Below are 24,600 nucleotides of genomic sequence, written 5' to 3'. Positions count from 1 at the left end.
GTTGGCTAGAGGCTTATCGGAGGGAAGGCAGTGAACGTGCTCTCCGTCGTTAGACTCTATTTTGGGCAATAGTTAACTTAAGTTAATATTCAAAATAAAAAAGAATTGGTACTATGGGACCATTCGCATGTCAATATGGCGGCTTGTCCGTCCAAAGGTAAGGAGGAATACCCATTTGATACCCAAAATGCTGCGTGGACTGTTGGGGCTCGCGGTTTTTGTCGTTTGTATGCTTGCAGGCTTGGAACGGACCGTTCATGCGGCGGTGATGGTGGAGCAGCTTCCGGCTGCGGCTAATCCGCCTGAAATACTGCCGGGGGCTTCGGCAAGCGCGCTCTCGGGCCGAGACATTCTGTTAACCGGGGGAGAGGACACAAGTAAATTCAAGTATCCTCAGCATTCCTACATATTCAATACAGCCAGCCAGACTTGGTCCTCCAATGCGCCGCCGTTGAATATAGCCTATCATAAACTATCCAAGCTTCAGGATGGCAAAGTGCTTGTAACGGGCGGTGCTGCTTTTACAAGTGGTGTAGGTTATACGTACAACAACCTTGCAAGGATCTATAATGCCAGCTCAAACACTTGGACTAATGCAGTGAATTTGCCGCAGGTCTCTTTTGGTCATTCGCAAAGTACGCTGCCTGACGGGAGAGTGCTCGTTGCCGGGGGAGCCAATGAGATTTATTCGGTTTATAGCAGCACGTTATATAATAATGCCTACCTATACGATCCTTCCGCTAACCGTTGGGATGAGGTGGCTCCACTTCCGATAGGATTGTACGGTGCCGCACAAAGTACGCTCAAGGACGGCCGGGTCATGGTCACAGGAGGACAGAGCGGTTACATCTATTCCTATAATACTTATATCTATGATCCTTCCCACGATACTTGGACTAAAAAAGCAAGCTTGCCTTATGATGGGGGAAATACTTTTTTTAGACATGCCCAGGTGACGCTTACTAATGGTAAGGTGTTAGTGATGGGCAATAATTATTTTTATCTATATGATCCGGATACCGATACATGGGTAAAAGACAATCCGAATCTGGATAGCTTGGTCAATGCCAGTATGATACCAATAGGAAATGACGTGTATCTTATGGGCGGATACAATAAGGATTACGTGGATAATCGGTCGGTTTATAAGCTGACGTTTGATTTTACCCCTCCGACGGCACCGGTTATTTCAGGAGCTCCAAGTGATTGGACGGCTGCAGATGTCCATTTGACGATAGCTCCCGGTACGGATGCGGAATCCGGCGTCAATCGAACCGAATACAGCTTGTCCGGTGCGACCGCGCAGGACTGGACACCTTATACGGAGGGGACGCCAATAACGATCACCAATTCCGGGCAGACCCAAATCAGCACAAGAACGGTGGACAATGCCGGAAATCTGAGCTCTACCACAACAGCTGCCGTCAAAATAGACCGGGTCTCGCCGACGGCTCCTGCCATCAATCGTTCCTCATCTTCGTGGTCGAGTACGGATGTGACATTTACGCTAACGGGAGCAGCGGATACGGCAGGCTCGGGAGTGAACAGGCTGGAGTTCAGCATGACGGGAGCCACGACACTCGACTGGATAACCTACACAGGAACGGTTACGGTTACGGCGGAGGGGCAAACCACGATCAAGGCCAGGGCCATTGACAATGCAGGCAACATCAGTACGGAAAGCACGGCGGACATCAATATAGATAAAACCGCACCGACAAAGCCGATCGTTACCCCGGCGACGACAGCCTGGAGCAAGAACGACGTTTCCGTCACGATAACTCCCGGAACGGACGGCGGCTCAGGGGTCGGCAAAACGGAGTACAGGCTCTCAGGGGGGAGCTGGACTGCTTATGGAGGTCCGTTCACGATCAGCGCTGAAGGGCAAACGGTTATTGAAGCAAGAAGTATGGATAATGCGGGCAATATCAGTGCGATGGGGACAGCTACGGTTCAAGTAGATAAGACGCTCCCCACCGCTCCAGCCGTGAATCCGGCATCGATAGCATGGTCGAACGGCGCGAGTGTCGATGTAACGATTACAGGCGGAACGGATAGCGGCTCGGGAGTGAATCGTACGGAATACAGCTTGAGCGGAGCGACCGTTGCGGGCTGGACAACCTATGCAGGAACCATAACTGTCACTGCCGAAGGCCAAACGGATATAGCTGCAAGAACTATAGACAAGGCAGGCAATATCAGTGCGGTGAGCAGCAAGACGGTAAAGATCGATCGGACACCGCCTGCCGTTCCTACGATATCCCCGCCAGGCGGCTCGTGGACTTCATCGAATGTGAATGTAACGATAACACCGGGAACAGACAGCCATTCGGGTGTCAACCGGGTGGAGTACAGCTTGTCCGGTGCGACTATGTTGGACTGGACTCCCTATACAGCCCCTATTGCTATCACTTCGGGGGGCACGACGACCGTGTCGGCAAGAACGGTGGATAATGCCGGCAATGTGAGTACGACTAGCACGGCTGCCCAGCTCATTGACAAAATCGCGCCGCAATCGCCGACGCTTACTCCTAGTGTGACGGGCTGGACGTCCGCTGCTGCAGTTACTGTATCGGCAGCAGATGGGGCGGATAGCGGAGGTTCGGGGGTGAAGCGGACGGAGTATAGCTTAACCGGTGCGACGACACTTGCCTGGACAGCGTACACGGCACCCATCGTGATCGATAAAGAAGGTCAGACGACGGTAACGTCCCGAACCGTAGATCATGCGGGCAACGTTAGCAGCCCTACGTCGACGGTGGTCCAAATCGATCGAACGGTGCCGACGTCTCCGACCCTAAGCGCAAGCGCTTCGACCTGGACGCCGGAGAATGTTAACGTTACGGTTACAGCCGGGACGGATAACGGTGGCTCCGGGGTACAGCGTACAGAGTACAGCTTAACGGGAGCAACAGCTTTGGACTGGACTCCCTACACAGGAGCCATCGTCCTGTCGGCTGAGGGCCAGACCACGATTACGGCAAGAACTGTAGACAACGCCGGGAATAGAAGCGTAGCTGCAGCACGAACCGTCTCGATAGATAAGACAGCTCCGACGGCTCCGGTCATTGCCGGAACGACCGACTGGACAGCAGCAGATAGCGTGCCGGTTACGATAACGGCCGGAACGGATGACGGCGGCTCAGGAGTACAAAAGGTGGAGTACAGCCTGAGCGGAGCGGTAACCTTAGGCTGGTCGCCTTATACAGCCGAGCTAAACATAACCGCAGAGGGTCAGACTACGGTCAGTGCAAGAACAGTAGATAAGGCCGGTAATCAAAGCGAGGTTCAGACCCACAGCGTATCAATAGACCGGACGCCGCCGGCGGCACCTGTCGTGACGCCCGGAGTGAGCGGCTGGACGTCGGCCGAGGCGGTGCCCGTAGCCATAACAGCCGGAACGGACGCCGGCGGTTCCGGCGTGGTCCGGACCGAATACAGCTTGTCCGGCGCAGCTGCTTTGGATTGGACGATCTACAGCAGCGAGCTGTCCATTATGGCGGAAGGTCAAACCATCATCAGCGCCAGATCGGTCGATCAAGCGGGTAATGTTGGGCCTGCTTCAACTGCCCAGGTACAGATTGACCGTACGGCACCGGCAGCTCCTATCCTTACCTCACCGGCGTCCGGGGCTGTGACGAGCAATAATAAGCCCGTCATTCGGGGTACGGCAGAAGCAGGGGCGGCGGTCAAGGTCTCTATCGACGGCAATGACATGCCTTTGGCCGCTGCAGATTCCAGCGGACATTGGTCCTATTCGATCTCCGTGCCATTAACGGACTCGGTGCATACGATATCTGCCGTCGCCATAGATGCAGCCGGAAATTCAAGCGAAACGAGTGAAGAGCTCCTCTTCACTGTAGACACTGTGGCCCCGGATGCGCCGGATATCCTGTACCCTGTACAGGACGCCGTAATGGCCGACGCCAAGCCTAACATAACGGGAACGGCGGAAGCCCTTTCTACCGTAACGATTGATGTTGATGCGGTTCCTGCTGGTACGACCGAGGCGAATACCGAAGGGAAATGGACATTCGTCCCGGCCGCCGCTTTATCGGATGGGCTGCATACGCTGAGCGCCAAGGCAGCGGATGCCGCAGGGAATACCAGCCCGGCTTCGGCGGCATTGACTTGGACGGTAGACACCGCAGCGCCTTTGGCGCCGATCGTACTATCGCCCGTGGATGGTACCCTATCCGCGGTCAACAGGCCTGTCATCTCGGGAACCGCTGAAGCGGGTGCCGAGATTCAGATCCGCTTGGACGGCAGCGAAGCTGCGGTCGTGAAGGCAGACGGCAGCGGTCAATGGGCCTATACGCCAACAGCGGCTATCGTTGACGGAACGCACAGCGTGCAAGCAACCGCGAAGGATGCCGCAGGGAATACGAGTCCTGCATCTGCCGCCGTTTCGTGGACCATTGATACAGAGTCCCCTCAGGCCCCTGTTATAGAGGCGCCGGCAGAGGGAGCGGTTCTGAGTACGGCACAGCCTGTCCTTCGAGGAAGCGCTGAGGCTTCCGCATCCATCCGGATTACACTGGATGGTGGAGCGAATGCTTCAATTGCCGCCGATAGCAGCGGAAGCTGGGAATTTACTCCTGCCTCTCCGCTAAGCGAAGGACAGCACTTCGTGAAGGCTCAAGCGATAGATGCGGCTGGCAATATGAGCCCGGTATCGATTGAACATGCCTTTATCGTTGATACGATAGCGCCAGCGGCTCCTGTAGTTCTTCATCCGGTCGACGGCAGCGTGACGAACCGGAGTAAGCCTGAAATTTCGGGAACCTCAGAATCCAGCGTCACTATTAGCGTGTATGTGGATGGGACTCGAACGGCGGATGTGAAGGCGGATACCGAAGGGAAATGGAGCTATGCTCCTGCAGCCGGACTTGCTTTAGGCCTGCATTCGGTTCAGGCTCAAGCTGCTGACGCGGCAGGGAATGTAAGTACGGTGTCTGCGGAAAACCGATTCACCGTAGTTTCGGATAATGCAGGGCTCGGGACGCTGGAGCTGAGCGGCGTGGCCTTGAATGAAACGGTCACAAGTACGACTTACAGCTACACGGCCAAGGCACCGTATGAAACCAAGAGCACGTCAATCATTGCGGCTCCTGCGGATGCTAATGCGACCGTGCAAATCCTGCAAAACGGCCAGTCCGTATCGAACCCGGTCAGCCTTCAAGTAGGATCGCAAACCTTCACGGTACAGGTTACGGCTCAGGATGGAATTACCGTTCAGCCGTATACGGTGACCATAACTAGAGAACCTTCGAATGATACGGGCTTGGCGGAATTAAGCGTGAGTCCTGCAATCCTCAGCCCGCAGTTTGACAAGGGGGTTACCCGATATACCTCGACCGTTACGAATAATGTATACTCTATAACGGTTCAAGCCAGGGCTTCCAGTCCGGCTGCAGCGCTTCAAATCAACGGCGTTTCCGTTACGAACGGCAGCGGCAGCGTGCCGCTTGAATTGAAGGTAGGAAGCAATCCGGTCAAGGTTACTGTGACGGCTCAGGACGGTGTTACGACACAATCCTATGAGGTGGATGTGATACGGATACCGAGCTCGAATGGGTTATTGAACGGCCTTCAGCTCTCCACGGGAGACTTAAGCCCTTCGTTCAACAGCGGCGTCTTCCATTACGAGACGACAGCAGGGAATGAAACGGCCAGCACAACGGTAACAGCTTCCGTATATGACCGCAATGCGACGTTGACCATCAACGGCCAGCCTGCGGCAAGCGGCAAACCGTCGCAGCCGATAGGGTTGAAGGTAGGATCCAATCCGATTACCGTATTGGTTACGGCTCAGGATGGAGTTAGTACGCAGTCCTATACCGTGGATGTCCATCGCCAACCAAGTTCTAAGGTCAGTCTGACGGGGCTAACGTTCTCCGCGGGTGTGTTAACCCCTTCTTTTGACAGCGGAATAACAGCCTATGACGTATATGCAGGCTACGGGGCAGTCCAAACGACGGTGACTGCTTCGGTCTATGAGCCGGATTCGCAAATCACGCTGAATGGCAAGGCAATTCCTAACGGGCAGGCATCGGAAGCGATTCCTCTGCAAATAGGAAATAATGTCATGGACATTCAGGTAACGGCGCAGGATAGGAAGACGAAGCTTTCTTACACGGTTATCGTTCATCGGGCACCGCCTTCGGGTTCCAGGGGAGGATCCTCCGGTTCTTCGCCGGCAGTGATTCTGCCTCCGGAAGAAGGAGCCAAACCGGCAGAAGAGCCAAAGCAGCCCGAGAAGCCTGCTGACGGCAAGGCCCAACGATGCTACGCACCGGCTCCAGCTGTTCATTTTACGGATATGCCGGGGCATTGGGCAGAGCAAAACGTGACGGAGGCCGCGGGCTGCGGTATAGTGAGCGGGTTCGAAGACGGCACGTTCCGCCCGGATGAAGCGGTAACCCGCGCGCAATTCGTCGTCATGCTTATGCAGACGATAGATTCAGCACAAGGACGACTTGGCGCGGAAGCCATTCCGTTTACCGACAGGAATGCCATTCCTGCGTGGGCTGCCCCGGCAGTAGGGGCAGCCGTACAGGGCGGCATCGTGAACGGCTACGAAGACGGCACATTCCGGCCCGACGCGCAAGTGACCCGCGCCGAAATGATGACGATGGCGGCCAAAGCCTTCCGGCTTGCTCCGGCTTCGCCTGAATCAGTGAACGGAATGTTCTCCGATGCGGAGAGCATACCGGCCTGGGCCAGGGGCTACGCTGCCGCGGCACAGCAGAAGGGACTCGTCCAGGGACGGGAGCGGGGGAATTTTGCTCCGAACGACCGCACGACGCGGGCGGAAGCCGTCACCTTGCTGCTGCGTATGCAGAAATAGCAATAGTAATACTTTGTTTCAGCTTTAGCTGCAATGCAGATCAGCGCGGAAAGGGCTTCAGGCCCTGACCGCGCTGTTGCTGCTTTTATTAATGGATGTGATAATTGATACGATCTGGCGATCAAATTCACATCTATTTTTCATGAAACGTCATGGTATCCAGAATTTCTTGGAATTGCTTCATAGAGCTTTTGTATTCACTCTCGTAAGAGGAATGGAGGATATTATAGAAATAAGAATCCGTTTCAAACACGATCATGGTATCGATCCGCTTGTCATAGTCGTCATTGTTCACATAAGTGAGTTGAACTGCGTCGAAGCCGAGCACCTTGATCTTTTTCTCCTCTAGTAAGGTATCCTTAGTAATGCTGTGTACGCCTTTAATCCATTCCAAATAGGAATCCAGCTTATTGCTTTTTGAATCCTCGGCCAACTTGGGATCAGAATATATCAGCAGCATCGTGTAGTTGAAGTAGCGGATCGCCAGCTCAGCCTCGCCGGTATCCATTTCGTCGTTCAAATCTCTCCACAGCCCGTACGCAGTAAACTGAAATTTGCCGTCCTTGCTTTGGTATTGCTTCTTGCTTTGGATGATAATGTCGTTTGTTTGTTCATTCCAGTCTACTTTGGCGCTGGCGGCCTCGGAAATAAACCGGACAGGAACGAAGGTGCTGCCGTCAATAAGAGCGGGGGCTGCGGGGAGCGTAACCGCCTTCCCATTGACCACAGCGACAGGATTATCGATCTGCAGCTGAAGTTGAATTCCATCTTTAGTCCCGTTGATCGTTCGTGTCTTTTCGTCCCATGCGATCTTAATCCCTAAACGGTCAAATATAGGCCGAAATGGAACCATGGCCGTTGAATCGGTAATAAAGGGTGGAGAGCTGAACGGGACGGAATTCGCATCCAAAATGACCCGAATGGCACGGCTTGCGGGCTTGCCTGCTTCCTCTGCTACGGTAACGACTTTAACACCGCGCTCCCGAAGCTTTGAAATAACCGCATCAGCCTGCTCGTCTAACGGATTGCTTGCTAGATGAACCTCTTTTAACTTCGGAAGCTCCAGCAGCACCTCGATATGGCTGATCCGGTTCTGGTCAGCATATAACGTCTGGAGAGTCGGGATATCGCGCAGCGCAGACAAATCCTCGACCTGATTGTTCGACATGCTGATCCAGCGAAGCGGATGGCCCCTCAAGGCGGACAGATCCTGGACACGGTTATTGCTCATAAGCAAATCCGTCAGCTGGTTCAGGCCGGATAGCGGCTCGATGTTCTCAATATCCGAATTATCGATTAGCAGCCGTTTCAACCCGGTATCATTACGAAGGGCTTCCAGGCTTTCCACTTTATTTCCCGCAATAACGAGGAATTCCAGCTGTTTCAAGTTTTGCAGTGGCTCCAGCTGTTGAATCTCGTGCCCAGGGATTATTAGGGTTCGAAGGTTCGGTGCATACTGCAGACCTTCCAGGCTTTTGATTTTTTGGGATGGATCTTGAGGAGACAACGAAATCAGCTGTTCCAGATCTGCTTTGTCCAGAGGCTCCTGCATCCGGGATAGCTGCATGCGAACCGCTGCTTCCAGATTAGCATCCGGAATGAGCGCTTCCTCCGCCTTCAAGCTTCCGGGGGCTATGAAGATCAGACAGATGAACAGCGCTCCTAAGGTAGTGCATAACGATTTTGCCAACAAACTACACATCCTTCATCCAGTTGAATTCTTAACTAACTGGATATATCGTCAGAGGTTCATCTATTTATTAGCAGGAGAATCCGGTTTTACAGGAGAGAGGACAAATTTAATGGCGGGAAGTACCTCGAAGGGAGTTCCATTTGTCTTCGAAACCGGGGGTACGCCGCCAGGCCGCGACCTCATTAAATTGCCAGGTAAACCGAAGAAGAGGTTGACATGAAAAATTCGAATATGGTATATAAAAGGAAGAGTTAGCACTCACAACAAACGAGTGCTAAAATGGAAGGGCAGTTATCCGGCCTATCATCTGTGCAGCAACTTATCCTACTTTGACGATGTTTATTTTGAAAGGAGAACTTTTCGTGGTCAAACAACAGTTTAAAGCAGAATCCAAAAGATTGCTGGAAATGATGATTAACTCCATCTATACGCAGCGTGAGATTTTTCTAAGAGAGCTTATTTCCAATGCCAGCGATGCGATCGACAAAATTTACTATAAAGCGTTAACCGACGATACTTTGGTATTCAACCAGTCCGACTACTTCATTAAAGTGACGGCCGACAAGGCGAACCGTACCCTGACGATTTCCGATACTGGGATCGGGATGACGAGAGACGAGCTTGAAAATAACCTGGGCGTTATTGCCAAGAGCGGCTCGCTCGCTTTCAAAAAAGAGAACGAAGCGAAGGACGGCCACAACATTATCGGCCAGTTCGGTGTCGGCTTCTATGCCGCTTTCATGGTAGCAGATGTTGTGACGGTTATCAGCAAGCCTTTGGGCAGCAATGAAGCTTACAAATGGGAATCCGAGGGAGCCGACGGCTTCACGATCGTTCCTTGCGAGAAGGATTCCGTAGGTACGGAAATTATTTTGAAAATCAAGCAAAATACCGAAGAGGATCAGTATGACGAGTATTTGGAGGAATATCGTCTCAAGGCGATTATCAAAAAGTACTCTGACTTCATCCGTTACCCGATCAAGATGGATGTCAAGGGGCAGCGTCCTAAGGCCGACAACTCGGAGGAGCTTGAGGAATACACCGAGGAACAAACGATCAACAGCATGGTACCGATCTGGCGCAAAAACAAAAGCGAGCTGAAGCAGGAGGATTACGATCAGTTTTATTTTGAAAAGCGCTACGGCTTCGACAAGCCGCTCAAGCATATTCATATCAGCGCCGACGGCGCCGTGGTATACAATGCGATTCTCTTTATTCCGGAGAACACTCCGTTCGACTACTACACGAAGGAATACGAGAAGGGGCTTGAGCTGTACTCCAACGGCGTGCTGATCATGAACAAGTGCTCCGAGCTGCTCCCGGACTATTTCAGCTTCGTGAAAGGGATGGTCGATTCCGAGGACTTGTCGCTGAACATTTCCCGAGAAATGCTGCAGCATGACCGTCAGCTGACCTTGATCGCCAAAAACATCAAGAACAAAATCAAAAGCCAGCTGCAAAGCATGCTGAAGGACGAAAGAGACAACTACGAGAAGTTCTACAAATCGTTCGGCAGACAGCTGAAGTTCGGCGTGTACAACGATTATGGCGCCAACAAAGACGTGCTGCAGGATCTGCTGTTATTCTACTCCTCCAAGGAGAAGAAGCTCGTTACGCTGGAGGAATACGTATCGAGAATGCCGGAAGATCAGAAGTACATCTACTATGCAGCCGGAGAATCGATCGAAAGAATCGAGAAGCTGCCTCAGACCGAGCTGGTGGCGGACAAAGGCTATGAAATCCTCTACTTCACCGACGATATCGACGAGTTCGCGATCAAAATGATCATGAGCTACAAGGAGAAGGAATTCAAATCCGTATCGAGCGGCGACCTAGGCATCGAATCCGAGGATGCGAACGATAAGGCGGCGGAGACGGAGGAGAGCGGCACGAAGGAGCTCTTCGAAGCGATGCAAGGGCTGCTGACGGATAAAGTGAAGAAGGTTAAAGCGTCCAAACGTCTGAAAACCCATCCGGTCTGCTTGTCTACAGAGGGCGAATTGACCATTGAGATGGAAAAAATCCTAAAAGCGATGCCGAACAGCCAGGACGTCAAAGCAGACAAGGTTCTTGAAATCAACGTGAACCATGAGGTGTTCCAATCGTTGAAGGATGCATACAGCAAAGATAAAGAGAAGTTTAATCTGTATACTCAGCTGCTGTACAACCAAGCTCTTCTTATCGAAGGCTTGCCGATTCAGGATCCGGTAGAATTCACGAACGATATTTGCAAAATCATGGTGTAATTAGCCATACTTAATAAGGAAACCCGATATATACTGGTGCGCCGGTTGTATCGGGTTTCTTTGTGTTGTTTTTAGTACGGCCTTTATAATTCATATCCGTTAAGAAAGTCTTAAGAATTGCTTCCACAATCTATTAAGATTCGGGGTCTATACTAAGACCCATAACGAGGCAGTGACAGACATTAGCAATCCGCAGGGATTGAATTTCTTCATCCGGCTTGTTACGTTTATGGATATGTTGTTAACAGGATGAAACGTCTACATGAGCTGACATAGACCGATAACAAATGAAACGGAGGGAGAAGGGACCATGGCCCCATCTACGATACTTCTTGTCGATGACGAGAAGGAAATCATTGACATGCTGGAAATTTATTTGAAAAACGAAGGATACAGGCTGCTTCGCGCTTCTGATGGAGAGCAGGCGCTTCAGGTGCTGCAGAAGGAGGATGTCGATCTGATTGTTCTCGACATCATGATGCCGAGGATGGATGGCATTGAAGCATGTCTCAAAATCCGGGAGCAAAAAAACATGCCGATCATCATGCTCTCCGCCAAGAGCCAGGACATGGACAAAATTTGGGGGCTATCTTCAGGAGCGGACGATTATTTGAGCAAGCCTTTTAACCCGCTGGAGCTGATTGCCCGGATTAAATCCCAGCTGCGCCGGTACACCCGGCTGAACGTGCCCCATGCAAAGAAGGAGCATGAGATTGAAGTCGATGAGCTGACGATCAACACCCTGACGTATGAAGTGAAGGTGCAGGGACAGGAAGTGAAGCTTACCCCGCGGGAATTCGCCATACTTGAGCTGTTGGCCCGCAATCGGGGAATGGTGTGGAGCATCGAGAAGATCTACGAGGCGGTTTGGAAGGAGGCGTATTTTGACTCGGACAATACCGTCATGGTACATATCCGCAAAATTCGCGAGAAAATCGAGCAAAATCCGCGTAAGCCGAAATTTATAAAAACCGTATGGGGGGTTGGCTATAAAGTTGATTAGAAGATATGAATTGGACCCGTCCTCCAGGCTAAACCGGTTTCCGTTTACCTGGTTTCCCTTTAACCTTTTCCGCAAGCTTATCGTATTTGCCCGTAGATTGTATCTGACTCTGATGGGGCATGTAACCCGCAGCATACGTCTGCAGCTGATATTAACCTTCTGTATTTGTCTGCTGGCTTCCTCGCTGACCTATGCACTTAGCTACCAGGCGTTCGGAGAAATGCGCAGCGAGGCTGTCATTGACTATCAATCCGGTATTGAACATATTGACAACGAAGCCCGCAGTCTCGCCAGGGAATTAAATTCGCCGGACCCCCATTTGGAAGAAATACCTGAGGTGGACGTTCCTACTGCTGCCTCAAGACAAGCCGAATTTGAAGAGTGTGTAAAAACGATGTCGCAAGGTTGGAAATTCAAGATTCTCATCACCGATCTGGAAGGAAAAGTCATCTTCCGCAGCAGCAATGTGGCGGAGACAAATGTCGACATCCACAATGTCATCAGCAATGCGATGAATGCCAGAACGGACAATGATTACAACCGAAAAGAGTTTTCCAGCTTTTATCCTGTCAATTATAAAGGCCAAAAATCGTATCTGATTGTTTCTGCCATCCCCGAGCCGCATATCACTTATCGGAAAGGGGAAAGCCCCATGTCGATCTTAAGTGCGATAGCCATGTTCATCTTCCTGTTCTACTTCCTGACACAGCGAAAAATGCGTTACGTAGAAGAGCTGGCGGGGGGATTGCGGATCATCGCTACTGGCAATCTCGATTACCGTGTTATTGAGCGAAGCGAGGATGAGCTCGGCTCCCTGGCCCGGGATATGAATCTCATGGTGGAGGATTTGCAGCGCAGGATCGAGGAGGAGCGGCGTAATGAGCGGCTGAAGAATGAGCTTATTACGAATGTCTCCCACGACTTGCGCACCCCGCTTACGCTGATTATGGGGTATCTCCGACTTCTGCACGACAAAGGCTACGAGACGCCGGAGCAGGCGGCCGGGTATGTCAGCATCGCCTATAGCAAATCCGAGAAGCTGAAGGCTCTCATTGATGATCTGTTCGAATATACGAAGCTGTCCAACCGCGATGTGCCGCTGTTTAAAGAAGGCGTCCCGATCAACGACGTATTGGATCAGCTCCTTGAGGAATTCGTTACGATGGCGGAAGAGCAGCAGCTGACGATCATCCGCAATATTCCGAAGGAAAAGCTGTTTGTCCGAATCGATGTCGACAAGATGATCCGCGTGTTTGAGAACCTGCTTACGAATGCGGTAAAATACAGCCTGAAGCCGGGCGCCGTCACCGTCCAAGTCTCCAGGGATCACCGCTATGTGACCATCCGTTTCAGCAATCGGTCGGACATGCTGACGGATGAGGAGCTGCAGCAGCTGTTCGATCGTTTCTACAGAATCGATGCGTCTCGCTCTTCAAGCACAGGAGGTTCAGGACTGGGATTGGCTATTGCCAAGAGTATTGTGGAATCGCATGACGGCACGATCTGGGCCGAGCAGGACAGCGGTCAGCTGCATTTTTATGTCAAGCTGAAGCTCGCGGCTCCGGAATTTTGACAGATTTCAATAAAAAAAGTCACTAACAACCCGTTACTGGTACAGTCCAGAGCGGGTTGTTTCCATATTTCCGGGGAAATACCTCATTCGACATGAACTTTCATGATGAAGTTTACAAATCATTTCCATATGATAGAATAAACAGATGTATAGGTCCATACTCCTAAATTATGGCGCAAGATGGCAGTTTTTGTCGAACGGTCGTAAGCTGCCATTGTGCAAGGTCCATTCTTAAGCCATGCAGATGCGGTATGGGTTTATTTAACTATGTCCATATTCATGAGGATAGCGAGAGCGAGGGGCAGCGTTGAAATCTCGGTTCAGATTCAAATTAACGGTCACCATGATCGTGTTTGCCGTGTTGATTTCATGTACGATTGCAATAACGGACCATATTCGGCTTAGGGATCAGGCGATTCATAATAAGATGGATCAGGTAGAACAAAATGAGAAGCTGGCTCACCATGCACTTGAGACGGTTGAAAAGGCTTACTTCGTATTCGGAGATCATATAGCCGAGCAGCTGAAAGAGAACACGATCTACCTGCTCGATAAATATGATGAGAATCCTTCCTTTGACCAATGGGATTTCGACGCTCTTAAGAGGCAGCTCTCCTCCGATATTTATATTATTAATGACGAGAACCGGATTATTTACAGCAGCTTCGAGGAAGATGTCGGGCTCGACTTTGGAGCCTGCTGCAGGAAGCTGTCGCAAGTCTTGCAGGAAAGGAGGATATCGGGCGAGTTTTTCCATGACGGCATCGATATCGAACAGAAAACGGGAGCCATCAAGAAATACAGCTACATGGCCACACGGGACAAGAAGTATATCATTCAGCTTGGCTATGCGCTGCAAAATGAAAATATATTTGACCAATTCAGCTTCTTCAGGACGATCGAGGCACTGCTTGAAAAATATCCTTCCATGAATAAGATCAATTTTCTGAATACAGGCGCCTATTCGTTGGGAGAGCCTGCCGACGGCGGCAGGCTTACAGGACCGAGGAGGGAGGCGTTCGACCGTACGCTTCAAACCGGAGAGACGACAGAATGGAGAGGGGAATGGAGGGGCCAGACGGCCATTTACCGGTATGTTCTTTATACCTCCCAGTATGATCAAGGCACGACAAAGAACAAGGTTCTGGAGATCATCTACAACGATAAGGATTTGCAGGCAATCCTCGCTCAAAACAGGGCTACCTTTTTCCTTCAATTAATCAGCGTGCTGGTTATTTCCATTGTGCTCTCGTTTATCATCTCCAGGTGGGTGGCCCGGCCGATGTACCTCGCTTTTCACGACAGCCTGACCGGACTCAGCAATCGTGCGGCCTTCGATGAGCTTCTGACGACGACCTTATCCCGAAATAAGGGGATAACGGCTCTGCTGATGATTGATCTGGATAATTTTAAGCTGGTTAACGATCGCTTGGGGCATGACAAGGGAGATCATTTATTGAAATGCGTAGCCCAATGCCTTCGAACCACGATACGAAAGGAGGATATAGCCATCCGATTGGGAGGGGATGAATTCGTCGTCATCCTGTCTTCCGTTACCAGGGCTCAGACTGAAGCTATAGCCGCAAGGATTATAGCCGGGATAGAGGCTTCCGCAGCAGGGGAAATCAAACTGGATGGGGAGCGGGTAACGGTCAGCATCGGAATCGCGCTGGCTCCGGACCATGGAATGGATCAGGATACCTTGTGCAAATGCGCTGACATTGCGCTGTACCGTTCCAAGGAGAAAGGGAAGAACCGGTATGATATTTATCATTGATATTTTCAATTCATGAATAGAAAGGATCTATTAGACTCCAAGGGCTATACGGTGCTAACATTGAAATGAATAATCCATACTAAACAAGTCGGTTATATATGAATTAGGGTGTTGCTTCGTGGTCTTAGCATAACTGCATTATGCCTTATGTAGGAGGATGGATGCCATGAAATTTGCGCTTTTTACCCTGATGATGAATATTCCGAATGCAGTGACGGGGGAGACATGGACGGCACAGCAGAAATTTCACAATGTTCTTCAGCAAGCGGTTTTTGCCGAGAAGCTTGGCTTTGAAGCTTATGGTGTTGGCGAACGGCACGGGCGGCCTTTTCTCTCCTCCTCGCCTCCGGTTGTGCTGACCGCAATCGCGGCACGGACGTCCAGCATAAGGCTTCTGACTACCGTCACGGTGCTCAGTGTACTGGATCCGGTGCGAGTCGCCGAGGATTATGCGACGCTCGACCATTTATCCGTGGGAAGGCTGGAGCTGATTATCGGTAAAGGGAACGATCCGCGTCATTACCCGCTTTTTGGAGTAAAGGAGGAGGAGCAGTGGGATTCGCTTGCCGAACGGTACGCGCTTCTCAAGCGGTTATGGAACGAGGAGAACGTAACCTGGGAAGGGCGCTACCGTGCGCCGCTTCACCATGTAACGACCGAGCCACGACCCTACCAGTCGTCCATCCCCGTCTGGCACGGCAGTGCATCAAGCACGCGGTCCACGGAGCTGGCTGCACAGTACGGCGAGCCGATTTTCTCGTCGAATACGTTCCATCCGAAAGCCAAATATAAGGCATTGATCGATCATTATCGCGAGCGGCTCGCCTATTACGGTCATGACCCGCAGAAAGCGGTAGTCGGCGCGGGAGCCGGAAGACTTTATTTGGCCGATACCTCGGAGGAAGCGGTCCGGCGGTACCGCCCCTACTATGATGCTTTTACTTCTACAGCCTCCGCTCAGCATAACCAATCCCCCTTCAAGGATCTGGAGGATAATATCAAGAACGGTCCCGCCCTTGTCGGCAGCAAGGATTTCGTCATCGAGAAGATCCTGAACTATCACGCCGCCTATGGGAATCAGGTGCTGAGCATCAGTGTAGACGGCTTGACCGAAGCTGAACAGAAGGAGCAGCTGGAGCGGTTTGCGGAGGACATTATGCCTGTGCTGCGAAGAGAAATTCCAAGCACAGTCTGGAATAAGGATTCACGGAGGCCTCAGCCTGCGATTAATTAAGACTAACGGGCGGGATTCCTTTTCGACTTCGGCAATGATACGATGAAGCTATCAGAAGACGAAAGGAATTCAATGGAAATGAATGGAAATAGAACCATGCTTGTCATTGACGATCAAAATGGAATTAGAGTATTTATGCAGAAGACCTTTACCGAAATGGGCTTCAACGTGCTCCTCGCCGAGAACGGGAGGAAGGGGATAACCCTGTTCACCGAGGCATCCCCGGATATCGTTCTGCTGGACATCAAATTTCCCGGCGGCTTGGACGGCATCGAGACTTTACAGGAGTTGATGACCCTTAACCCACGTGCCAAGGTCATTATGATGACTTCTTACGAGGATCATTATGAAGAATGCATGGCCCTGGGTGCCGTCGATTACTTAGAGAAGCCTTTCGACTTGGAGGATTTGAAGGAGAGGGTTGAGCGCTATTCGGCGGCCGGCGTCGAATAGCGCTCAACCCTCTCAGCCGTAATCGAAGTAATCCGCAGTCACGTGCCGCAACCGCGACCTCTTATCCTTCGCAGCTCATTGGAGTAACGACCGGAGTCTCCACCGGTTATACCATTCGGTGACGCTCCGCTGTAAGGCTGCATCCATCACCATCTTTTTGGAGGTCAGCATCCAATACTGCACCTCCACACTTCCGGCAAAGCCTAGTGTATCATACAGCTTCATCAAGCTGAAATAGCTTGCAGCGTCGTCAGGCAGAAGCTGCTGGATGCGCTGTTGAACCCGAACGGCCTTCCTTATATCCCCCTGCTCCACATAATAGCGGCTTAATCTTCCGGCATGCTCCAGCCAAAGCCGCTTAAGCCGCTCCCGTTCTTGCCGGGCCCATACGTAGTCTGGATTTGCATGGTAATGGCCTGCGTATCGCTTCAGCACATCCTCGTAATCCGCTAAAGACTGAACGGTAAGGTCTCCAAGCTGCTTCAGCTTTCGCTCCCACTCCTCTGTCTCCAGTCGCACGTTCCCAATCGACAGCATACAGCCGCCTTCCGAATCCCCGCATGTTAGGGTGACCCCATCCAATGGACTGCTTCTCAAAGCCTCTCGAACGTGATCCAGCATGATGTACAGCTGTTGAGCCGCTCTGGATGGCTCAAGCTCTGGCCACAGCAGCTGAATCAGCTCGCTTGTACCGGCCACCCGGTTCCGATGATGCAGCAGATAGGCGAACAGCTCCTCCGCTTTATCGTTGCGCCACTCGATGGTCTTGGGGGCTTGTCCGGGCCATTGATAGCGGAGCTTGTTAAAGCAGCAAAGGACCGGCGGCTCCGGTTCACTGAAGCGCTCTTGGTCCCCAGCCTCTCTCTCCTTCAAGCGACTCACGGTTTGCTTCAACCGCTCCAGCCGGACCGGCTTCATAATATAATCCAATGCATGAAGCTCAAAAGCCTCAAGCGCGCAGTGTTCGTATCCCGTTACAAATACGAGCTGGATGCCGGGAACCGACTTTTGCAATTGTGCACCCAGTCGAAGGCCGTCGATTTCGGGCATATGGATATCTAAAAAAGCAGCGTCGGGCTGCAGCATTCGTGCGTTTTCCAATACTTGATACGGATCGGAATAGGCCCCCACGACTTCAACGGTACCTACATCACACTCCAGCATTTTCTTTAAGTATTGGAGCGACAGCCGTTCATCGTCAACCAGTATGGCTCGCATGTCTGAAAAACCCCTTCCTCATGTTTGCAAATACATCTTGAGCAGCTGCCCTATATTCTATCTCATGGAACTGTACAAAAACTGTACAAACGAAGTCTAAAAATAAACATGCATGTCGAATGATATAAGGGGTGGAATATTTTGTGCGGTTACCCAAGTTTTAGGTCTATAGTCCTTTCAATACTGAGACAATCCGATCTTGCGGAAGTCGAATTTTATCTGATATTGTCATTTTTGTTCAGAATTTGTTTAGTGTCCGATGCTATAGTGAAGATCTGCGGCATTCTATGATAATGCCTAAAGGATCGTAAGGGGATGAGGAAGCTTCGTGGAGGTCATGTATGGAACATCTGATAGGGAAACAAGTAAAGCACGATATTATAAACGCCTACGGTGCTACGGTTCTGCCTGCCCGGACTATCATTGATCACGAAGCTTTGACCGTGCTGTCGAATCACAGAATCCCGCTGGAGCATATTGCCGTTGTGGACCTGACCTTGCCCGAAGAGGACGGAGAAGCCGCCGCGCTGTTGGAACAAACGGTAGCCGTATCCAAGGAATTGATAGTATCGATCAAGCGCTCGCGCAAAATTCCCGTGATCGAAATTAGAAAGGAAATCTTGCCGGCGATCCGGCAGATAGCGGAGCGAGATAATCTCTTTCAATTATTTGAGCTGGTCAAGGCCAAGGATGATTATACCTACCAGCATAATATCGGAGTGGGCGTGCTTTCGACCTTGATTGGCCGCTGGATGAATTTAAGCGAGCCGGAGCTTGCGAACCTGTCGCTTGCAGCTACGCTGCATGATATAGGGAAGGTGAAAATCCCTGATGAAATTTTGAACAAGCCCGACAAATTAACGGATGATGAATATGAGCTGGTGAAGAAGCATACGATTTTCGGCTACGAAATGCTTAGGGATACGAGAGGAATAAGCCACCGAATCGCCCTTGTCGCCCTGCAGCATCATGAACGAGAAGACGGAAGAGGCTATCCGTTCGGACTCCAAAAGCCCAAGATCGATCTGCTAAGTTCGATTGTGGCCGTTGCCGACATTTTTCATGCGATGTCCTCAAAACGTCCCTATCATGAACCGCTCCCTTTCTATGAAATCGTCAGTCAAATGCAGCGGGGTAAGTTCGGAGAGCTCGATCCTAAGATCATATCGCTTTTTGTCGATAATATGATCCGACGATTGGTGGGGAAGCAGGTTGTGCTCACGGATGGAAGAGTAGCCGAGGTAGTCTACTTGAATCCGCATCATATGGAGGCCCCCCTCGTAAAGATAGAAGAGGAATTCATCGATTTGAGCAGGGAGAGCAGCTTGCAAATCCGGGAGATTTTAGCTTGGTAACGGAAAAGGATATATAAGGATTGTATTCCTTATTTTACATGATGTCGTCACAGGATATTAGTTTGTTCCGAGAGGTTGGATATGGTAGAATTAGGTCTTAAAGCCTAATTAAATGATATTATCCATTGAAATATCCTATGATTCGACAATATTTTCATTCAGGAGGCAGGCTGTGTCGTTTTTGAAAAAGAGCCTATGGAGTACTAGTGTTGTTCTGGCTGCAATGGCGGTCTACATGCTTTTACCTATCGATAATAAATATAAGGCGGTTCCGGATGTGAACTCTCAAAGCAATGAAGCTGTGGAACGGGTACGGCTGCTTCCCGGAGAGCAGTTCATTCAATCTCATATGTTGAATGAAAACGGGACGCTGCGGACTTATATGAAGGCCAATGAATCCACAAATGCACATACGGCCGCTGGGCACGATGCTTTATCCGAGTCCATGGGGTTCTGGCTTCAATATGCATTGGAGAAGGGGGATCTGAAGCTGTTCCGTCAAAACGCAGAGCTTGTTAAGACCACGTTTATGAAGCCGGACGGCTGGATCGCCTGGAAGGTCGGACCTTCGAATACGCCGGCGACAACGAATGCGCTTGTCGATGATTTGCGGATCGCCTACTCGCTGTACAGTGCAGCCGCCAAATGGCAGGATGCGGATTTCAAGACGATGGCCGATACGATTACGAAAAGCGTGACAAGCAAGCAGGTGGTTAACGGCACCTTCCGGGATTTCTATGATTATGAGAAGAAATGGCCAAGCAATGTCATTACGCTGCCTTACCTGGATGCGACGGCTATCACCAGCCTTTACGAGCACAGCAAGATCAGCGAAGACCTGTTCCAGAAGACGAAGTCCTTCATGGTCGATTTGCCTGTGCAAAACGGTTTTTATCCGTTCAATTACCATATTGATGAGGAGCGGTTTGAATTCCACGATCAGGTGAACCTGCTGGATCAGCTCTTTGTCGAATATTCTCGTGCCAAGTTTGGACAGAAGGATTCGGAATTCTGGGCGTTCCTTAAGGAGGCCTTTGAGAACGATCATGTGCTGTACGGAAAATATGATATAGAGACGAAGCAGCGGTCGGTGGAGTACGAGTCACCTTCGGTGTACGGGTTAGCTATCTTGTGCGCTATGGAGCATAACGACAGTGTGCTTGCGAAGGATCTGTATTACCGTATGATTCGTTTCCAGACGTTAAATCCGGAGAGCGAATACTATGGAGGCTACATAGATTACCAGAAAACGGACACCCATATTTTTGATAACCTTGTTCCCTTGTTAGCAGAAAGGAAGCTTTATAATGCGAGGATTTTACAATAAGCCCAAAACCTTTTTTCTCATGCAGGCCTGCTTCTTTCTGTTCATTATTGCGCTGTGCCTGTATGTAACAGGGTTCAAGCAAATCCCGTGGACGATAATGACGCTGTTCGCCAGTGCCCTTATCATTCTGATGACAAGTCTGCTGGGCGGCCTGTTATTCGGGCTCGGTCTTAGTCTGGCGGCGATGTTCGTGCTAGGAAGCGTACTGCTCTGGGACGCGTTCTTCTCTTCAGCCCTAACCTTCTCGATTCAGGAAATTGTTATTTGGATGATCGCTATCGGGGCGGCTTCTATCATAGGAGGCGTTCTCCACAGATGGGCCACTACGGTAACGAACGAGAATAAGGAAATGAACCGTAAATTCGATGAGCTTGTCACGATTGACGAAGCGACAGGGTTCGACAACAAGAAACGGTTCTACTTCGAGCTTGAGGAAGAATTCAGACGATCCATCCGAACGGGGACGCCGTTCACGCTCTTGCTGATCCGCTTCAAATATTTGGCGGAGTACGAACGGCTCTACGGACAGGAAGAGAAGAAATATTTGATCAAATCGTTATCCGACGTGCTGTGGACGCAGACGCGAATCAGCGACCGCAAGTTCAGGCTGGAGGACGATACGTTCGCCGTCATTTTATTTAATACCGGATCGGAGAACGTCCATTTCGTTCTGGACAAGATGGAGGAGCAGATGAAATCCCATAAGCTGTCGAACGGGAAGAAAGAAGTAACCATTACCATCTCCTTCGGAACGTCGAGCTTTGATAAGGAATTCAATGATTACTCGGAGTTGATTCAGCTTGCATACGAAGAGCTTGAAGCTTACACGCAATAATCTCATACGCAAATTGATTCCCATTTTGCTGTTAGCCGCGATGCTATGCCAGATGATCCCCGCTGCCAAAGCCTTTGCGGACGCCGGAGTACAGCAGGATTCCAAGGTGCTGCTTATTTATTCGACAGAATCCGGCATGGTTAATGACTCGGTCCGATTGCTGGACCTGCTGCTGGGGCAGTTCTCCCGAAGCATTGTCATAAAAGAGGACGATGAGGTAACAAGCAGCGATTTGCAGGGCATAACGCATCTGGCTTATTACGGAGGCACCCCGAAAACCCTATCGCCCGAAGTTGTGCGATGGATTACCGAATTTCAAGGCCCGGTCTTGGCCGTCGGGGCTAATGCGGAGCAGCTTCACAGCCGGTTTTCGTTTATGACGGTAGGATCTGATGTGTATATTAACCGGATATCCAAGATAGATGCTTCCACCGAAGAGCCGGTGTATCAGCTTCTGGAGACCAACTATCCTATTACCCAAGTAACGTTAAGCCGCGGGAAGGCGCTTTTCAACGGCTTGAGAGGCGATGACGCGTTCCCTCTATTCGTTCAGTATGAAAATAGCGCCTATTATGCTGCGGATAACTTCTATGTCCCCTTTGACCGGTTCTTGAGCCGGGGGCTGGCTGATTTATTCGGCAAGCAGCTGACGGAGGACGGGCACACGGCCTACATCCGGCTTGAGGATGTTCACCCCATGTCCGATCCCAAGCTGCTGCAGCAGACCGGGGACTACCTGGCGGATAAAGGGATTCCGTTCATGATAGCTCTCATCCCGATCTATACCAATTCGGAAACGATGCAGCAGGTGCATCTATCCGATTCCCCGGCCATTGTGGAGGTGCTCCGTCACCTTCAAGCACGGGGAGCAAGCATTCTGCTTCACGGATATACGCACCAATACAGGGCATCCGAGACGGGGGAAGGCTTTGAGTTCTGGGATGTCATTAACAATACGCCCATCTGGGGTCCTTCGGACCAGGACACGAAGGTGAAAAAAAGGCACGAATTTTCCTCCAAAGAAGAATACGACCGCTATATGCAGCAGCTTCAAGCTTTTGAAAAGCAGTATATCGATAACCGAATCGTGAGCGGCATTCAGGAGCTGACGGATCTGGGCTTATATCCGCTAGGATTCGAAGCGCCCCACTATGTGATGAGCCAAACCGGCTACGAGATCGTTTCCCACTATTTCAACTATTTGCTCGGGCAAGTACAGATCAGCAACAGCAGCTGGGAGAACATGGGGGAGTCCCCCTACATGTCGACTCCGTCCTTTCTGCATGGAATGACGCTGCTCCCTGAAACCGTCGGATATTACGACGACACTTCCTTTACGCCGGAGACCGACTTTGACCGGAAAATAGAAGGGATGCAGTTCATTGAAGGCAGTATGATGGGCATGTTCTATCACCCTTATCTGGGTCTTGGAAAGCTGCAGGCGTTCATCTCCCATATGGAGCGGGTACCGAATCTGAAGTGGCTGGATTTGAAAAAAATGAACGCTTCCGTCCAAGCGCCGAACATTACTATTACAACGGATGCGGAAGGACAAATTCATTATGTCAATACAGCGCCTCGCTCGGAAGCGAAGCAGGTGGTCAAGACGCTGAAGAAGCTTGGCGGCGTCCAGCTGATTATGTGGGGAGTTGCGATCCTGGTAGCGGTCATGGTTCTGATGTTCTTCCTTTACACCATCAGCATGAGAATGAATTTGCGCAAACAACTATTCGAGGAGCGAAACATCAGTGGCTAATCTACTGTTCTACATCTCATTGACCGTTATTTGGCTTATGCTGCTCTACCACATGTTTCTCATGCAGGGAGGCTATTTGCATTACCTTCGCTTCCGCAAGCCGATTGCGGAGTGGGAGAAGAAGCAGTATGAATGGCCCAAGGTGAGCGTCTTGATTCCGGCGCATAACGAAGAGGTCGTGATCGAACGGACGATTAAAGCGATGCTGAAGCTCGAATATCCGAAGGATTTGCTTGAAATTATCGTTATTGACGACAATTCGAAGGATCGAACCGGCGAGATTGCCGACAGCTACGCAAGCCGTTATGATCGGTTGAAGGTCGTCCATCTGAGACCTCCCAATATCGGGGGCGGCAAATCGGGAGCTTTGAACCATGGCTTCAGGCATGCGACGGGTGACATTATTGTCGTGTATGACGCGGATAATACGCCGGAGCGTAAAGCCGTGTATTACCTGGTGCTCGCGATGCTTAACGATCCGAAGGCCGGTGCCGTCGTCGGCAAGTTCCGTGTCATTAATGCGGCCCAGACGCTGCTGACACGCTTTATCAATATCGAAACGATCTGCTTCCAATGGATGGCGCAGGCCGGGCGGTTTTTCTGGTTCGGGGTCGCTACGATTCCGGGCACGAATTTCGCCATAAGGCGCAGCATCATCGAGGAGCTGGGCGGCTGGGACGAGAAGGCCCTGGCGGAGGATACCGAGCTTACGATCCGGGTCTATAATATGGGCTACCATATCCGGTTCTTCCCTGCGGCGATCACTTGGGAGCAGGAGCCGGAGACGTGGAAGGTATGGTGGAAGCAGCGAACGAGATGGGCCAGGGGCAACCAGTATGTTGTCCTTAAATTTATGTCCAGGCTGTTTACGCTGAAACGGAAAAGCATCGTGTTCGACCTGATTTACTTTTTCTTTACGTACTTTCTGTTCTTCTTCGGCGTTATCGTATCGGACGGCTTATTCGTGGTCAATCTGTTCACGGACCTTCATTTGAAGGTAGGCATGGTCTCGATCATTCTATGGATACTGGCCTACTTCCTGTACATCACAGAAGTGATGATAGCTCTGGGCATTGAGAAAACCGAGCTGAATACAAGGAACTTTTTTATCGTATCTCTTATGTATTTTACGTATTCGCAATTTTGGATCCTTCTCGTGCTTTACGCGCTTTACCTCGAAATGAAGCGGGTCATTTTCAAGCAGGAAACCAAGTGGTACAAAACCGAGCGTTTCCAGCAAAAGAAGAAGCAAGAAGGCGCGACATCCTGATATCACTCTA

At 50.8% G+C, this 24,600-nt stretch carries 14 protein-coding genes; 12 read left to right on the top strand and 2 right to left on the bottom strand.

Annotated elements, in window-relative coordinates:
- The first annotated feature begins 175 nt into the window (after positions 1-175).
- Positions 176-6,850: an OmpL47-type beta-barrel domain-containing protein gene (locus tag ABEA66_RS09495; protein ID WP_345587368.1), complete on the top strand. Its 6,675-nt coding sequence runs from the start codon at positions 176-178 to the stop codon at positions 6,848-6,850.
- A 133-nt stretch (positions 6,851-6,983) separates the two neighbouring features.
- On the opposite strand, the gene ABEA66_RS09490 is transcribed toward ABEA66_RS09495, so the two are convergent.
- Positions 6,984-8,540 carry a stalk domain-containing protein gene (locus tag ABEA66_RS09490; RefSeq protein WP_345587367.1) on the bottom strand — a complete coding sequence of 519 codons (1,557 nt, stop codon included), beginning with the start codon at positions 8,538-8,540 and terminating at the stop codon, positions 6,984-6,986.
- A gap of 365 nt (positions 8,541-8,905) precedes the next feature.
- Between ABEA66_RS09490 and htpG the strand changes: the two genes are divergently transcribed.
- From htpG to ABEA66_RS09460, 6 genes are all read left to right on the top strand, one after another.
- Positions 8,906-10,789, top strand: coding sequence for a molecular chaperone HtpG (gene htpG / locus ABEA66_RS09485; protein WP_345587366.1), 1,884 nt, complete (start codon positions 8,906-8,908; stop codon positions 10,787-10,789).
- A 310-nt stretch (positions 10,790-11,099) separates the two neighbouring features.
- Positions 11,100-11,792, top strand: a complete 693-nt coding sequence (locus tag ABEA66_RS09480; RefSeq protein ID WP_079911962.1) for a response regulator transcription factor — start codon at positions 11,100-11,102, stop codon at positions 11,790-11,792.
- A complete protein-coding gene (locus ABEA66_RS09475; RefSeq protein ID WP_345587365.1) occupies positions 11,785-13,365 on the top strand; it encodes a sensor histidine kinase in 1,581 nt (526 codons plus the stop codon). Before ABEA66_RS09480 ends, ABEA66_RS09475 begins: the two co-directional genes overlap by 8 nt.
- A 307-nt stretch (positions 13,366-13,672) precedes the next feature.
- Entirely contained in the window at positions 13,673-15,142 is a 1,470-nt protein-coding gene (locus ABEA66_RS09470; protein ID WP_345587364.1) for a diguanylate cyclase domain-containing protein, read from the top strand.
- 166 nt (positions 15,143-15,308) lie between these two features.
- On the top strand, positions 15,309-16,376 hold the full coding sequence (locus ABEA66_RS09465) for an LLM class flavin-dependent oxidoreductase (protein ID WP_345587363.1): 1,068 nt from the start codon (positions 15,309-15,311) through the stop codon (positions 16,374-16,376).
- Between the two features lie 78 nt (positions 16,377-16,454).
- Positions 16,455-16,829: a response regulator gene (locus tag ABEA66_RS09460; RefSeq protein WP_345587362.1), complete on the top strand. Its 375-nt coding sequence runs from the start codon at positions 16,455-16,457 to the stop codon at positions 16,827-16,829.
- Positions 16,830-16,904: 75 nt separating this feature from the next.
- Here ABEA66_RS09460 and ABEA66_RS09455 read toward each other — a convergent pair whose 3' ends face one another.
- Positions 16,905-18,047: a response regulator gene (locus tag ABEA66_RS09455; RefSeq protein ID WP_345587361.1), complete on the bottom strand. Its 1,143-nt coding sequence runs from the start codon at positions 18,045-18,047 to the stop codon at positions 16,905-16,907.
- Between the two features lie 341 nt (positions 18,048-18,388).
- On the opposite strand from ABEA66_RS09455, the gene ABEA66_RS09450 reads away from it, so the two are divergent.
- The 5 genes from ABEA66_RS09450 to ABEA66_RS09430 all read left to right on the top strand — a co-directional run bounded on the left by ABEA66_RS09450 (position 18,389) and on the right by ABEA66_RS09430 (position 24,590).
- The gene (locus ABEA66_RS09450) at positions 18,389-19,402 is read left to right on the top strand and encodes an HD-GYP domain-containing protein (protein ID WP_345587360.1); all 1,014 of its coding nucleotides are present in this window, start codon (positions 18,389-18,391) and stop codon (positions 19,400-19,402) included.
- A gap of 172 nt (positions 19,403-19,574) precedes the next feature.
- Positions 19,575-20,729 (top strand): glycosyl hydrolase family 8, encoded by a 1,155-nt coding sequence (locus ABEA66_RS09445; RefSeq protein ID WP_345587359.1) that lies wholly within the window; start codon positions 19,575-19,577, stop codon positions 20,727-20,729.
- Positions 20,710-21,564 carry a GGDEF domain-containing protein gene (locus ABEA66_RS09440; RefSeq protein WP_345587358.1) on the top strand — a complete coding sequence of 285 codons (855 nt, stop codon included), beginning with the start codon at positions 20,710-20,712 and terminating at the stop codon, positions 21,562-21,564. Before ABEA66_RS09445 ends, ABEA66_RS09440 begins: the two co-directional genes overlap by 20 nt.
- Entirely contained in the window at positions 21,530-23,320 is a 1,791-nt protein-coding gene (locus ABEA66_RS09435) for a DUF2334 domain-containing protein (protein WP_345587357.1), read from the top strand. Before ABEA66_RS09440 ends, ABEA66_RS09435 begins: the two co-directional genes overlap by 35 nt.
- Positions 23,313-24,590: a glycosyltransferase family 2 protein gene (locus ABEA66_RS09430; protein ID WP_345587356.1), complete on the top strand. Its 1,278-nt coding sequence runs from the start codon at positions 23,313-23,315 to the stop codon at positions 24,588-24,590. Before ABEA66_RS09435 ends, ABEA66_RS09430 begins: the two co-directional genes overlap by 8 nt.
- Positions 24,591-24,600: the final 10 nt, after the last annotated feature.

The organism is Paenibacillus vulneris (assembly GCF_039543185.1).
Classification (GTDB): Bacteria; Bacillota; Bacilli; order Paenibacillales; family NBRC-103111; genus Paenibacillus_S; species Paenibacillus_S vulneris.
This window is presented reverse-complemented; position numbering and strand designations above follow the sequence as displayed.